The sequence below is a fragment of the Streptomyces sp. NPDC031340 genome (genome assembly GCF_055569945.1).
Genome location: NZ_JBVIIE010000060.1, coordinates 16,675 through 29,390, shown reverse-complemented (window position 1 = coordinate 29,390; position 12,716 = coordinate 16,675). Strand labels below are relative to the sequence as shown.

Genomic DNA, 12,716 nt, shown 5'->3' with positions numbered 1-12,716 from the left:
GCCTGCGGCGCCTGTGCGGGTTCGGTGGGGGTGCGCGTTGCGCTCACGGTGGGGGTGGGTCGGGGCCGGGCCGGGGGTGTCCGTCCTCGGAACGGCGCGGAATCGGTGGGCTGCGGAGGTGCTGGGGTTGACGCGCCAACCGCTGCGGGCGGACACCCCCGTCCCGTCCCCTTCCCGCCGTGGGCGGGTGCGGGTCCCGCGACAGCCCGGACACCGCTTCACCGCCGTGCGCGGCCGACGGCCCCTTCCGGGCCGATGGGACAATGGGGCCATGGTCGGACCGGGTGAGCGGGCGCGGCACTGGCAGTACGCCGAGTTGCCCGGGGTCGACCTGCTCAGGGCCCGGTACATCCGCAAGAGCTTTGTGCGGCACACGCATGAGCACTTCGTCATCGCCGCCATCGCCGACGGGGTCGAGGTGTTTCACCATGGCGGGGCCGATCAGTACGCGGGGGCGGGCGCGCTGGCGCTGGTCAATCCCGACACCGCGCACACGGGCCGGGCCGGTGGGCCGGAGGGGTGGCGGTACGGGGCCCTGTACCCGGCGCCGGAGGTGGTGGCCGAGATCGCCGCCGAGACGACGGGGATCCGGGGTACGCCGGGGTTCGTCAGGCCGGTGCTGGACGATCCGTACAGCGTGGGGCTGGTGCACCAGGTGCTGCGCGCCGCCGAAGAGGGAAACGCGCTGGCCGCCGACACCCTGCTGAGGGTTGCGGTGACCCGGCTGCTGCGGCTGAACGGCGGGGCGCTGCCGCAGCGGGTGGTGCGGACCGCGGGGGCTCGGGCGGCGGCACGCGCGCGTGCGCTGCTGGAGGAGCGGATGGACCGGCCGCCGACTCTGGAGGGGCTGGCCGCGGATCTGGGGACCGGTCCGTTCGCGTTGTTGCGGGCCTTTCGTGAGGTGTACGGGATGCCTCCCCATGCCTGGCTGACGGACGCGCGGGTGCGCAGGGCGCGGCGGCTGCTGGAGGCCGGGACGTCGCCGGCCGAGGCCGCCGTCGCCGTGGGGTTCACCGACCAGCCTCATCTGAACCGGCACTTCAGCCGGATCGTCGGGGTGCCGCCGGGGGCGTACCAGCGGGAGCGCAAGAACGTACAAGACGTGCGGGCGCGGGCGGACATACCGTCCGGGGCGTGACGGAAGCTGTTGTTGACATACGTACCTCGGAAAAGCCGGACGCCGCTGTCGTACGGGACGCCCTCGGCGTCGGCGTCGCCGTGGGGCTGTCCGGGTTCGCCTTCGGGGTGACCTCGGCCGGCAGCGGGCTGTCGCTGCTGCAGACCTGCGCGCTGAGCCTGCTGGTGTTCACCGGGGCGTCCCAGTTCGCGCTGGTGGGAGCACTCGCGGCCGGAGGCAGCCCGCTCACGGCGGCCGCGGGCGCGTTCTTCCTGGGGGTGCGCAACGCCTTCTACGGGCTGCGCCTGTCGCAGTTGCTGGCCCTCCCGCGCGCGGTGCGGCCGTTCGCCGCGCAGTGGGTCATCGACGAGACCACCGCCGTCGCGCTGGCACAGCCGGCGCGCCGCAGCGTGCGGATCGGGTTCACCGTCACCGGGCTCAGTCTGTACGTGCTGTGGAACCTCACCACGCTGGCGGGGGCGCTGGGCGCCCAGGCCATCGGGGACACCGACGTCTGGGGGCTCGACGCGGCGGGGCCCGCCGTCTTCCTGGCGCTGCTCGCGCCGATGCTGAAGACCGCCACCGAGCGGGCCGTCGCGGGTCTCGCCGTGCTCCTGGGGCTCGGGCTGCTGCCCGTACTGCCCGCCGGTGTGCCCGTCCTGGCGGCCGCCCTGGCGGCGCCCGTCGTGCTGTGGCTGCGCGGGCGGGGGGAACAGCGGTGAACACCTGGATCGCGATCGGCGCGACCGCCCTCGGCTGCTACGCCGTCAAGCTCGCCGGGCTGCTCGTGCCCGCCGGGGCTCTCGAACGCCCGCTCGTCCGGCGGCTGGCCGCGCTGCTGCCGGTGGCTCTGCTCGCCGCGCTCACCGCCCAGCAGACCTTCGCCGACGGGCGCGTCCTGGTGCTCGACGCGCGCGTGGCAGGGGTTGCCGCGGCCGCTGTGGCGCTCGTCCTGCGCGCGCCGTTCCTGCTGGTCGTGGCGGTGGCCGTGGCGGTGACCGCGGGGGTGCGGGCCTTGGGCGGGTGAACGGTCAACCGATGGTGCGGCCGTACGCCCTGAGGGTGCGCAGGGCCTCGATCGTCACCATGGGGCGTGCCTCCAGGGCGATGCCCGGTGCCCACTGGCGCCAGTTGACCGGCCAGCCGCCGTCCTCCTGCTGGCTCTCCGCGAGGTGGTCCAGGGAGCGCGCCATCTCGGCGTCCGTGAACCACGCGCGCGCGAGGGAGTCCGGCGTCCTCGCGAAGTCGTGCGGGAAGTGGTGCTCGCCCGGGGCGTAGCCCGGCGCCACCGGGAACGCCTCCAGGCCGTCCGGGTCCAGCGCCGCGAGCCGCTGCGCGCGCACCAGACGGCCGAGGCGGTGGGCGGCCGCCTCCGCGCGCGGGCGGTCGGGCGCGGAGTCCAGGAAGGCGACGGCGGCCTCGACCTCGTAGGGGTGGGACGTCTCCAGGGACTCGATCGCGTGCCAGCAGAACTCCGTGGCCCGGAACAGCCAGGCGTGCCACACGTCGTTGCGGTGCAGCAGACCCACCACCGGTCCGGTGGCGAGGAGGTCGCCGGGCGGGTCGTCGACGACCGGGATGAACGGGGCCGTGGGATAGCCGCGCTGGCCGGGATGGATCGCCGGCAGCGCGCCGTCCGCCGTCGAGACGGAGGTCAGATAGCCGCACACGCGCTCCGCGCGCCGGCCGTCGCAGCGCCCGATGGAGTCCAGGACGTGCAGCGCGCGACCGGTGTGCAGCGGCTGGCTGACCGGGCCGCGCAGGTCGGGCTCCAGAGCGTGGCCGTAGCCGCCGTCCTCGTTGCGGTAGGCGTCCAGCGCCCGCTCCACCGGGTCGGCGCCGCCGTTGAGGAAGTGGTGTGCGAAGAGGTGCTGCTCCAGCACGCGCGCGGTGAGCCAGACGAAGTGTTCGGCGCGGAAGAGCGGGGAGCGCGCCGAGGGCTTTGTGGGGAGTGGGGAAGCTCCGGTTGCGGACATGCGTCAGACCGTAGGGGAAAGCGGTCGCGGCAGGTGGCCCCGGCTCGGGCCCACCCCCGCAGGCGGGATACTGGAGGCATGCGGTTGACGGTCTTCTGGCAGCGTATGGCGGATCACTTCGGTCCCGAGTACGCCGACACCTTCGCGCGCGACCACGTCATGGCGCAGCTCGGCGGACGCACGGTGCACCAGGCGCTGGACGAGGGCTGGGAGGCCAGGGAAGTGTGGCGCGTGGTCTGCGCGGTCATGGACGTTCCGGGAGAGAAGCGCTGAGCCGTCACGAAGATCGCAGGACCGCAGCCGATTGTCCGTGGCGTGGGCGAGACTTGCACCGTGGCATCCACTGACGACACCGGGCAGCCGGCCCGGCAGCCCTCCCCGCCCCTCCCGCCCCCGGCCGACGACGCCGCCGTGACGGGCGGGCGCATGCCGCGCTGGCTGCCGCGCGCGGCGGTGCTCGTCCTCGCGCTGTACGCCGCGTTCCAGCTGGGCACGTGGGCCTTCCACCAGCTCACCGGCCTGCTGGTCAACATCCTCATCGCGTTCTTCCTGGCCCTCGCCATCGAGCCCGCGGTGAGCTGGATGGCCTCGCGCGGGATGCGCCGAGGGCTGGCCACCGGGCTGGTCTTCCTCGCCGTGATGATCGTCACAGCGGGCTTCGTCACGCTGCTCGGGTCCATGCTCGCGGGCCAGATCATCAAGATCGTCGAGAATTTCCCGGACTACCTCGACTCCGTCATCGGCTGGATCAACACGCACTTCCACGCCGACATCAGACGGGTGGACGTCCAGGAGGGCCTGCTGCGCTCCGACTGGCTGCGCAACTACGTGCAGCACAGCGCCACCGGCGTCCTGGACGTGTCCGCGCAGGTCCTCGGGGGCCTGTTCCAGCTGCTGACGATAACGCTGTTCTCGTTCTACTTCGCCGCGGACGGCCCCCGGCTGCGCCGCACGGTCTGCTCGCTGCTGCCGCCCGCACGGCAGGCCGAGGTCCTGCGCGCGTGGGAGATCGCCGTCAACAAGACCGGCGGCTACCTGTACTCGCGTGGCCTGATGGCCTTCATCTCCGGCGTCGCGCACTTCGTCCTCCTGCAGGCCCTGAACGTGCCCTACGCGCCCGTGCTCGCGGTCTGGGTGGGACTGGTCTCGCAGTTCATCCCCACCATCGGCACGTATCTCGCGGGCGCCCTGCCCATGCTGATCGCCTTCACGGTCGATCCCTGGTACGCGCTGTGGGTGCTGATATTCGTGGTGGTCTACCAGCAGTTCGAGAACTACATGCTGCAGCCCAAGCTGACCTCGAAGACCGTCGACATCCACCCCGCCGTCGCCTTCGGCTCGGTCATCGCCGGCACCGCCCTCCTCGGCGCCGTCGGCGCGCTGATCGCGATTCCGGCGGTCGCCACCCTGCAGGCGTTCCTGGGGGCCTACGTGAAGCGGTACGCGGTCACGGACGATCCCCGTGTCCACGGGCACCGGGGCGGCGGATCGGGGCGGGGCCTGCTCCGGCACGCGCGGCAGCTGTGGACACGGAGACCGGGGGCGGAGCGGTCCGGTGCGGGCGACTCCGATTCCGGCTCCGACTCCGACTCCGTCTCCGACTCCGGTCCTGGTTCGGGCGCTGGTCCTGATTCGGGCTCCGGCTCAGGCTCCGGCTCCGATTCCGGCTCGGGTTCCGGGAGCAGTCCTTCCTGAGGCGGAAGGGTGGTCGTGGGCTGTCGGACGGCCCGGAGGTTGCGCTTGCGCCGGCGCCGGGTGCGCTTGACACGAAAATCGAACATCTATTCTCATGGAGGCTCCGGCGGGGTCTCGGGCGGGTGTTTCGTTCCGGTTCGAGCGGGGATGTGCCCGAGTTATCCACAGGCCGGACCGGCGTCGGGGCGCATTGTCAGTGGCAGGCGTTAGCGTCTTTGACGTGAAGCGATCGAATCAAGCAAATCGGGTGGAACCCATGGCAGGAACCGACCGCGAGAAGGCCCTGGATGCCGCGCTCGCACAGATTGAACGGCAATTCGGCAAGGGCGCGGTCATGCGCATGGGCGAGCGGTCCAGGGAGCCCATCGAGGTCATCCCGACCGGGTCGACCGCGCTCGACGTCGCCCTCGGCGTCGGCGGCCTGCCCCGCGGCCGTGTCGTGGAGATCTACGGACCGGAGTCCTCCGGCAAGACCACGCTGACCCTGCACGCGGTGGCGAACGCCCAGAAGGCCGGCGGCCAGGTCGCCTTCGTGGACGCGGAGCACGCCCTCGACCCCGAGTACGCGCGCAAGCTCGGCGTCGACATCGACAACCTGATCCTCTCCCAGCCGGACAACGGCGAGCAGGCCCTGGAGATCGTGGACATGCTGGTCCGCTCCGGTGCCCTCGACCTCATCGTCATCGACTCCGTCGCGGCGCTCGTCCCCCGTGCCGAGATCGAGGGCGAGATGGGCGACAGCCATGTCGGTCTGCAGGCCCGCCTGATGAGCCAGGCCCTGCGGAAGATCACCAGCGCGCTCAACCAGTCCAAGACCACCGCCATCTTCATCAACCAGCTCCGCGAGAAGATCGGCGTGATGTTCGGCTCCCCGGAGACCACGACCGGTGGCCGGGCGCTGAAGTTCTACGCCTCGGTGCGCATCGACATCCGTCGCATCGAGACCCTGAAGGACGGCACGGAGGCGGTCGGCAACCGCACCCGCTGCAAGGTCGTCAAGAACAAGGTCGCGCCGCCCTTCAAGCAGGCAGAGTTCGACATCCTCTACGGCCAGGGCATCAGCCGCGAGGGCGGCCTGATCGACATGGGCGTGGAACACGGCTTCGTGCGCAAGGCCGGCGCCTGGTACACGTACGAGGGCGACCAGCTCGGCCAGGGCAAGGAGAACGCGCGCAACTTCCTGAAGGACAACCCCGACCTGGCCAACGAGATCGAGAGGAAGATCAAGGAGAAGCTGGGCGTGGGCGTGCGCCCCGAGGAGCCGGCCGTCGAGCCGGGAGCGGGTGCCGCGGTCCCCGCCGCCACGGACGACGCCGCCAAGACGGCGCCCGCCCCCGCGGCGGCCAAGGCCGCCAAGACCAAGGCTCCGGCGGCCAAGAGCTGACCCGTGACACGGCGAACCGACTGGGCCGAGTACGCCTCCCCGGACACTCCGCGAGACCGGAGACGGGCAGGCGACGCAGGGTCCGCCGGGACGGGCGGCGAGATGCGCGGGCACGTCCCGGCGCACGATGAAGACGGGGGCTCGCCCTCCTCGTCGAGGGCCGAGAAAGGGGAGCCCCCAGGGGACCCGGTCGAGCGGGCACGGGCCATCTGCCTGCGCCTGCTGACCGGAACCCCGCGCACGCGGAAGCAGCTGGCGGACGCCCTGCGCAAGCGGGAGATCCCGGACGACGCCGCCGAGGAGGTGCTGTCGCGGTTCGAGGAGGTCGGCCTGATCGACGACGGCGCGTTCGCGGACGCCTGGGTGGAGTCCCGGCACCACGGCCGTGGACTGGCCCGGCGGGCACTCGCCCGGGAACTGCGGACCAAGGGCGTGGACTCCGCCCTGATCGACGAGGCCGTCGCACAGCTCGACTCCGAGCAGGAGGAGTCGACCGCGCGCGAGCTGGTCGCCCGCAGACTGCGCTCCACGCGCGGCCTCGACCGCGACAAGCGGCTGCGGCGTCTCGCGGGCATGCTCGCCCGTAAGGGCTACTCCGAGGGCATGGCCCTGCGCGTGGTCCGGCAGGCACTGGAGGAAGAGGGCGAGGACACGGAGTTTCTCGAGGACGGCGGCGTCTGAGGCGGACGGCCTGCCACGGCGGCACGACAGGAAGGCAGGCCACGGGGTGCCGGCAACCGGGCCGGCGGCCAGGCCCCCGCGCCCGACGGACCGCACCAGACCTCCGGGCTTACCTTGCGTTGCCAGGAGGGTGAGTCCGGTGCGGGCGCCGGTACCGTCCAGCAGACTTCCACTGACCCCGCAGGGCTACGACGTCACCGGCAGCCCCGCCGCCCGCCACGCCTGGAACCCGTCCACCAGGTCGGTGGCCCGGTGCAGCCCCAGCCGGTGCAGCGATGCCGCCGCGAGGCTCGACGCGTAGCCCTCGTTGCAGATGACGACGATCCGCAGGTCGTGGCCGGTGGCCTCGGGTACGCGGTGGCTGCCCTGCGGGTCGAGGCGCCACTCCAGCTCGTTGCGCTCGACGACGAGGGCGCCGGGGATCAGGCCGTCGCGCTCACGCAGTGCCGCGTACCGGATGTCCACCAGCAGCGCCTCGCCGGCCCGGGCGGCCTCGTACGCCTCCCGGGCCTCGATCCGCTGGTAGTCCGCGCGTACCCGCTCCAGCAGCTCGTCGATGCCGACGGGCCGCTCTCCCGCCTCACGCACGTACCTGTCCGCCCCGGTACCGCCGGTTGCGCTCACTGCCAGTCCTCCGGGTGTTCGACCTGCTCCAGGCGCAGCACCTGGCCCGTGCGACTGTAGCGACGGATCCGCGGCAGGGGCGGGTAGTAGGCGTGGACGGAGACGGCGTGGCGGTCGCCGGAGGTGTTCAGCACCTCGTGGACGTGGTGGTGGCCGAAGGAGCGGCCCTGACCGGCCGGCAGCCGTCGTTCCCGGTCCACGCCGTCGGTGAGTTCGAGGGTCTTCCAGCCGTCGGTGGGCAGCCGGGCGGCGAGCGAGTTCTCCCTCAGCTCACCGGCCGCGACCACGAACGCGCCCACGGAATCCGCGTGGTCGTGCCAGCCGGTGCCCGTGCCGGGCGGCCAGCCGATCAGCCAGGCCTCGCTGCCGCCGGGGCCGTCGAGCCGCACCCAGGTGCGGCCCTCCGGGTCGAGCGGGAGCGAGGCGACGAGCTCGGCGTCGGCGGCCGTACGCCGCGCGAACTCCAGGAGTTCGGCCCGGGCCGGCCCGGACCCGGGCGCGCCGGCGGATCCGGAATCCGGCGCCGAGGCGGCGGCGGACGTGGGTGCAGAAGGGAAGGAATAGGGGGAAGGGGAGGAAGGGGAGACAGACAACTCGTACCGTCCTGAAGATGGTTCGCGGAAACGCGCGACAGCCAGGAGACGGCGCGCGCGGAAAAGGGGGAGCGAATTCAGCAGGACGGACGACACACGCAGCCCGCATAGCGGACGAGGTCCATATGGACCCTCCGCCACAGGCGCACACAGGTGTCGGTCACGGTCCGGAGTGAACCATGACGGTGCGGACCGGTCAACTCACCGTCACCATGTGGACGCACGGTGACGGTGAGCCCGGTGACGGTGAGCACGGCTATGTCAGTGGGCACCCGCCTCGGCCTCGGCCTGCGTCTTCGCCGGACCGCCCAGCGTGGCCTCCGCCGCGGCGTACAGGTCGGCCGGCCGGACTCCGCCCAGCGCGGTGACGAGGTGACCGTCGGGCCGTACCAGCAGCACGGTGTGGGCCGACGCCCCCGGGTAGCTCTCGGCGACGAGCAGTTCGGCGGCGTGCGGCAGGGCGCTGACGGCGGCCGCCAGCCGGGGCATGACCCCGGCGGTCACCCAGTGCTTGCGGTCCCACACGCCCGTGCCCGGCGCGACGAGCACCACCAGCAGCGCGCCCCGGCCGAGCCGGTCCCGCAACCGCACGAAGGAACCGTCCTCCGCGGTGACCCGGACGTCGGCGACCGGCGCGCCCGGAGGCGTGTCCACGGGCACCTCCCCTTCGAGGTGCCGGGGGGCGAGCGGCGAGCCGGCGTACGTCCCCGGCGCGCCGAGGGCACCGTGCCCCAGATGACCTTCGGTCAGCAGCGCGTCGTGGCCGCGGGCCGAACCGGGGACGTAGGCCCGCAGCCCTCCACCGCCGCGCAGCAGCGGCAGCGCCTGGTCGGCGGCGCGCAGCCGGGCGGCGACCGCCGTGCGCCGCTCCGCCTGGTAGCTGTCGAGCAGGTCCTCGTGCGGCCCGTGGTGCCAGGCCGACGCCAGCTTCCAGGCGAGGTTGTCGGCGTCCCGCAGGCCCTCGTCCAGCCCCTGCGTGCCGAGCGCGCCGAGCAGGTGCGCGGCGTCCCCGGCGAGGAACACCCGCCCGGCACGCCAGCGGCGGGCCAGCCGGTGGTGGACGATGTGGACGCCGGTGTCCAGCAGGTCGTAGGGCGGTGTGGAGCCGTCGGTCCAGCCCGCCAGCGTCTCCCTGATGCGGGTCACCAGCAGTTCGGGCGTGACGAGGTCCTTGCCCGGCGGCAGCAGCCAGTCCAGGCGCCACACGTCGTCCGGGAGGGGCCGCGCGGTGATCTCCCCGGCGCTGGGGCCGGACGTCCGCCACGGCGGCAACCGGTGCAGTACCGCTTCCTCGGGCCAGGGAAGCTCCGTGCGCAGCGCGGCGACGGCGTGCCGCTCCACCGCCGTACGGCCCGGGAAGCGGATGTCCTGCAGCTTGCGCACGGTCGACCGCGGGCCGTCGCAGCCCACCAGGAAGCTGCCGCGCCACCAGGTGCCCTTCGGGCCGCGGGTGTGGGCGGTGACGCCGGAGCGTTCCTGCTCCATGCCGTCGAGACGGCTGTCGACGGCGACCTCGGCCAGCGGCTCACCCGCCAGGGCCGCGCGCAGGGCGCCGGTCAGGACGTGCTGCGCGATGTGCAGGGGAGCGGGGCCGGTGTCGTCGTCGAACGTGACCTCGCGCATCACCTGCTTGCGCCGCAACGACCGCCATCCGGCCCAGGGCAGGCCCGCCTCCGCGAGCGGCACTCCGGTCAGCCGTTCCACCAGACCGGCGGTGTCCTCGCGCAGGACGACGGTGCGCGCGAGGCGTGGCTCGTCCGTGCCGGGGCCCTCGTCGAGCACGACCGACGGCACTTCCTGGCGCGCCAGGGCCAGGGCGAGCGTGAGCCCGACGGGCCCCGCCCCGACGATGATCACCGGATCCACGGCGCGGCGCCCCCTGCCCGCGGAGACGTCCGGGAGGACGTGTGTGAACAGGAAGTTTGAGCAGGGTGCACGATCACAGAACGTATGCAACCCATTGCCGGTGCTTGCGTCAAGTGACGGAGGCAGTGGCGATCATGCCACTGCCTCCGCACAGGTGACGCGAGGTGCCGGAGCGCCGGAACGTGCCGTCAGACGGTGCTCTTGCCGGCCCCGGCCGCCGGGGCGCCGCCCACCTCTCCGGCGTTGATGTCGTCCACGTCCTCGGCCCCCAGGACCGTGCCCGTGCCGCGCTTGCTGCGCCGCAGCCGGCCCTCCAGCCAGCTCGCGAAGCTGGTGAGCGCGAAGTTGACGACGATGAAGATGATGCCCACGCCGATGAAGCTGGGGACGACGTCGGCGTAGTTCGCCGCGAACGTGCTGCGGGCGTTGAGCAGCTCGGTGTAGCCGATCATCACGCCGCCCAGCGCGGTGTCCTTCACGATGACCACGAGCTGGCTGACGATGGCCGGCAGCATCACCGTGACGGCCTGCGGGAGCAGGATGGTGGTCATCGTCTGGCCCTTGCGCAGGCCGATCGCGTACGCGGCCTCCGTCTGGCCCCGGGGCAGGGCGAGGATGCCGGCCCGGACGATCTCGGCGAGGACCGAGGCGTTGTACAGGACCAGGCCGGTGACGACCGCGTACAGGGGCCGCTCCGCGCTGTCCACGCCGGCGGAGCGGGCGTAGACCTCGTTGGCGAACAGCATCAGCAGCAGGACCGGGATCGAGCGGAAGAACTCGACCACGACGCCGGCCGGCACCCGGACCCACCGGTGGTCGGACAGGCGGGCGATGCCGAAGAACGCGCCCACCGGAAGCGCGATGACCATGGACAGGGCGGCGGCCTTGAGGGTGTTGCCGAGGCCGGGCAGCAGATACGTGGTCCACGCCTCGGCGGTGGTGAACGGCTCCCACAGGGCCCATTCCAGCTGGCCCTTGTCGTCCATCGTCCGCCAGATCCACCACACCAGCAGGGCGAGCAGGATGACGAAGACGATCGAGAAGACGGCGTTGCGCCGCCTGGCCCGGGGGCCGGGGGTGTCGTAGAGGACGGAGGTCATCGCTTCACCGCCAGTCGCTTGCCGAGCCAGCCCAGGATGAGGCCGGTGGGCAGGGTCAGTACCACGAAACCGAAGGCGAAGACCGCGCCGATGGCCAGCGTCTGGGCCTCGTTCTCGATCATCTCCTTCATCAGGTAGGCCGCCTCGGCGACGCCGATCGCGGCCGCCACCGTGGTGTTCTTGGTCAGCGCGATCAGCACGTTGGCCAGCGGGCCGATGACCGAGCGGAACGCCTGCGGCAGCACCACGAGCCGCAGGGTCTGGCTGAAGCTCAGCCCGATCGCGCGGGCCGCCTCGGCCTGCCCGAGCGGCACCGTGTTGATGCCGGAGCGCAGCGCTTCGCAGACGAAGGCGGAGTGGTAGGCGACGAGGCCGAGTACCGCGAGGCGGAAGCCCTGGGCCTTGAAGTCGTCAGGGGCGCCCATCGTCGCGCCGAAGATGTCGGCGAGGCCGAGCGAGGTGAAGACGATGATGACCGTCAGCGGGATGTTCCGCACGATGTTGACGTAGACGGTGCCGAAACCGCGCATCAGCGGGACCGGACCGACCCGCATGGCGGCCAGCAGGGTGCCCCAGACCAGGGAGCCGAGGCCGGAGAGGAGGGTGAGTTTCACCGTCATCCAGAACGCCCCGAGGACGTCGTAACCTTCAAGAAAGTCGAACACGATCTCCCGCGCTTCCGGGTGTGTGGGGAACGAGGAGGGCCTGGCGCGCCGCCGCCGTGATCGCGACGGGCGGCGGCGCTGGAGGAACCCTGCGGAGCCGGGCGGCTGCCTACTTGACGATCTGGCCGATCTTCGGGGCCGGCTCGTTCTTGTAGTCGGCCGGGCCGAAGTTCTTGTCGACCGCCTTCTGCCAGGAACCGTCGCCGACCATCTTCTCCAGGGCGGCATTGATCTTGTCGACGGTGGCGCTGTCGCCCTTCTTCACGCCGATGCCGTAGTTCTCGTTGCTCAGCTTGAGACCGGCGAGCTTGAACTGGCCCTTGTACTTGTCCTGCGCGGCGAAGCCCGCGAGGATCGAGTCGTCGGTGGTCACGGCGTCGACGGCGCCGCTCTGCAGGCCCGCGATGCACTCCGAGTAGCCGCTGTACTCCCGCAGCTGGGCCTTGGGGGCGATCGTGTCGTGCACGTTCTGCGCCGAGGTGGAACCGGTCACGGAACACAGCTTCTTGCCGTTGAGGTCCGTGCCCTTGCTGATCGTCGAGTCCTTCTTGACCAGCAGGTCCTGGTGGGCCAGCAGGTAGGGGCCGGCGAAGTCGACCTTCTGCTTGCGCTCGTCGTTGATCGAGTAGGTGGCCGCGATGAACTTCACGTCGCCGCGCTGCAGCGCGTTCTCCCGGTCGGCGCTCTTGGTCTCGACCCACTCGATCTGGCCGGGCTTGTAGCCGAGCTGCCCCGCCACGTACGTCGCCACGTCCACGTCGAAGCCGGAGAAGGAACCGCCCGGCTCCTTCAGGCCCAGACCGGGCTGGTCGTACTTGATGCCGATCTTGATCTTCTTTCCGCCGCCGGACGAGCCGCTGTCGGTGTCGTCGCTCGAACCGCAGGCCGTCGCGGCGACGGCGAGGGCGAGTACGGCGGCGGAGGCGGCGGTGACCTTGCGGAGCTTCATGGTGCACATCCTTCGGTGGTGGAGAGACGGAGGCCGTCCGGTGGTGGGGAGACGGGGCCGTCGGTG

General features: G+C 72.0%; 15 protein-coding genes. 7 read left to right on the top strand and 8 right to left on the bottom strand.

What is annotated here, in order from left to right; genetic code table 11:
- Positions 1-271 precede the first annotated feature (271 nt).
- From ACZ5GT_RS33560 to ACZ5GT_RS33550, 3 genes are read left to right on the top strand one after another with little or no spacing between them, the layout of a single operon-like run.
- Positions 272-1,138 (top strand): AraC family transcriptional regulator, encoded by an 867-nt coding sequence (locus tag ACZ5GT_RS33560; RefSeq protein ID WP_469033961.1) that lies wholly within the window; start codon positions 272-274, stop codon positions 1,136-1,138.
- Entirely contained in the window at positions 1,135-1,839 is a 705-nt protein-coding gene (locus ACZ5GT_RS33555) for an AzlC family ABC transporter permease (RefSeq protein WP_469033958.1), read from the top strand. The genes ACZ5GT_RS33560 and ACZ5GT_RS33555 overlap by 4 nt, the downstream gene beginning before the upstream one ends.
- Entirely contained in the window at positions 1,836-2,144 is a 309-nt protein-coding gene (locus tag ACZ5GT_RS33550) for an AzlD domain-containing protein (protein WP_469033956.1), read from the top strand. Before ACZ5GT_RS33555 ends, ACZ5GT_RS33550 begins: the two co-directional genes overlap by 4 nt.
- A gap of 4 nt (positions 2,145-2,148) precedes the next feature.
- Here ACZ5GT_RS33550 and ACZ5GT_RS33545 read toward each other — a convergent pair whose 3' ends face one another.
- Positions 2,149-3,093: a hypothetical protein gene (locus ACZ5GT_RS33545; RefSeq protein ID WP_469033954.1), complete on the bottom strand. Its 945-nt coding sequence runs from the start codon at positions 3,091-3,093 to the stop codon at positions 2,149-2,151.
- A 78-nt stretch (positions 3,094-3,171) separates the two neighbouring features.
- Here ACZ5GT_RS33545 and ACZ5GT_RS33540 point away from each other — a divergent pair, with 78 nt between their 5' ends.
- The 4 genes from ACZ5GT_RS33540 (at position 3,172) to recX (ending at position 6,853) form a co-directional block, all read left to right on the top strand.
- On the top strand, positions 3,172-3,366 hold the full coding sequence (locus tag ACZ5GT_RS33540) for a DUF3046 domain-containing protein (protein ID WP_469033952.1): 195 nt from the start codon (positions 3,172-3,174) through the stop codon (positions 3,364-3,366).
- A 60-nt stretch (positions 3,367-3,426) separates the two neighbouring features.
- A complete protein-coding gene (locus ACZ5GT_RS33535) occupies positions 3,427-4,788 on the top strand; it encodes an AI-2E family transporter (protein WP_469033950.1) in 1,362 nt (453 codons plus the stop codon).
- A gap of 256 nt (positions 4,789-5,044) precedes the next feature.
- Positions 5,045-6,172 (top strand): recombinase RecA, encoded by a 1,128-nt coding sequence (recA, locus tag ACZ5GT_RS33530; RefSeq protein ID WP_469033948.1) that lies wholly within the window; start codon positions 5,045-5,047, stop codon positions 6,170-6,172.
- A gap of 3 nt (positions 6,173-6,175) precedes the next feature.
- Positions 6,176-6,853: a recombination regulator RecX gene (gene recX / locus ACZ5GT_RS33525; protein ID WP_469033946.1), complete on the top strand. Its 678-nt coding sequence runs from the start codon at positions 6,176-6,178 to the stop codon at positions 6,851-6,853.
- 186 nt (positions 6,854-7,039) lie between these two features.
- On the opposite strand, the gene ACZ5GT_RS33520 is transcribed toward recX, so the two are convergent.
- From ACZ5GT_RS33520 to ACZ5GT_RS33490, 7 genes are all read right to left on the bottom strand, one after another.
- Positions 7,040-7,477 carry a rhodanese-like domain-containing protein gene (locus ACZ5GT_RS33520; protein ID WP_469033944.1) on the bottom strand — a complete coding sequence of 146 codons (438 nt, stop codon included), beginning with the start codon at positions 7,475-7,477 and terminating at the stop codon, positions 7,040-7,042.
- A complete protein-coding gene (locus ACZ5GT_RS33515) occupies positions 7,474-8,070 on the bottom strand; it encodes a cupin domain-containing protein (protein ID WP_469033941.1) in 597 nt (198 codons plus the stop codon). The genes ACZ5GT_RS33520 and ACZ5GT_RS33515 overlap by 4 nt, the downstream gene beginning before the upstream one ends.
- A gap of 77 nt (positions 8,071-8,147) precedes the next feature.
- On the bottom strand, positions 8,148-8,219 hold the full coding sequence (locus ACZ5GT_RS33510) for a putative leader peptide (protein WP_309544753.1): 72 nt from the start codon (positions 8,217-8,219) through the stop codon (positions 8,148-8,150).
- A gap of 112 nt (positions 8,220-8,331) precedes the next feature.
- Entirely contained in the window at positions 8,332-9,936 is a 1,605-nt protein-coding gene (locus ACZ5GT_RS33505) for an FAD-dependent monooxygenase (protein ID WP_469033939.1), read from the bottom strand.
- A gap of 188 nt (positions 9,937-10,124) precedes the next feature.
- Positions 10,125-11,036 carry an amino acid ABC transporter permease gene (locus ACZ5GT_RS33500; RefSeq protein WP_469033937.1) on the bottom strand — a complete coding sequence of 304 codons (912 nt, stop codon included), beginning with the start codon at positions 11,034-11,036 and terminating at the stop codon, positions 10,125-10,127.
- Positions 11,033-11,701, bottom strand: a complete 669-nt coding sequence (locus ACZ5GT_RS33495; RefSeq protein WP_469033934.1) for an amino acid ABC transporter permease — start codon at positions 11,699-11,701, stop codon at positions 11,033-11,035. The genes ACZ5GT_RS33500 and ACZ5GT_RS33495 overlap by 4 nt, the downstream gene beginning before the upstream one ends.
- A 109-nt stretch (positions 11,702-11,810) precedes the next feature.
- On the bottom strand, positions 11,811-12,650 hold the full coding sequence (locus tag ACZ5GT_RS33490; RefSeq protein ID WP_469033932.1) for a glutamate ABC transporter substrate-binding protein: 840 nt from the start codon (positions 12,648-12,650) through the stop codon (positions 11,811-11,813).
- Positions 12,651-12,716: the final 66 nt, after the last annotated feature.

What these genes read in the sequence shown, in the direction of transcription:
- ACZ5GT_RS33500 (WP_469033937.1), bottom strand. Translation starts at nt 11,036, where the DNA reads ATGACCTCCGTCCTCTACGACACCCCCGGCCCCCGGGCCAGGCGGCGC.
- ACZ5GT_RS33490 (WP_469033932.1), bottom strand. Translation starts at nt 12,650, where the DNA reads ATGAAGCTCCGCAAGGTCACCGCCGCCTCCGCCGCCGTACTCGCCCTC.
- ACZ5GT_RS33540 (WP_469033952.1), top strand. Translation starts at nt 3,172, where the DNA reads ATGCGGTTGACGGTCTTCTGGCAGCGTATGGCGGATCACTTCGGTCCC.
- recA (WP_469033948.1), top strand. Translation starts at nt 5,045, where the DNA reads ATGGCAGGAACCGACCGCGAGAAGGCCCTGGATGCCGCGCTCGCACAG.
- ACZ5GT_RS33545 (WP_469033954.1), bottom strand. Translation starts at nt 3,093, where the DNA reads ATGTCCGCAACCGGAGCTTCCCCACTCCCCACAAAGCCCTCGGCGCGC.
- ACZ5GT_RS33560 (WP_469033961.1), top strand. Translation starts at nt 272, where the DNA reads ATGGTCGGACCGGGTGAGCGGGCGCGGCACTGGCAGTACGCCGAGTTG.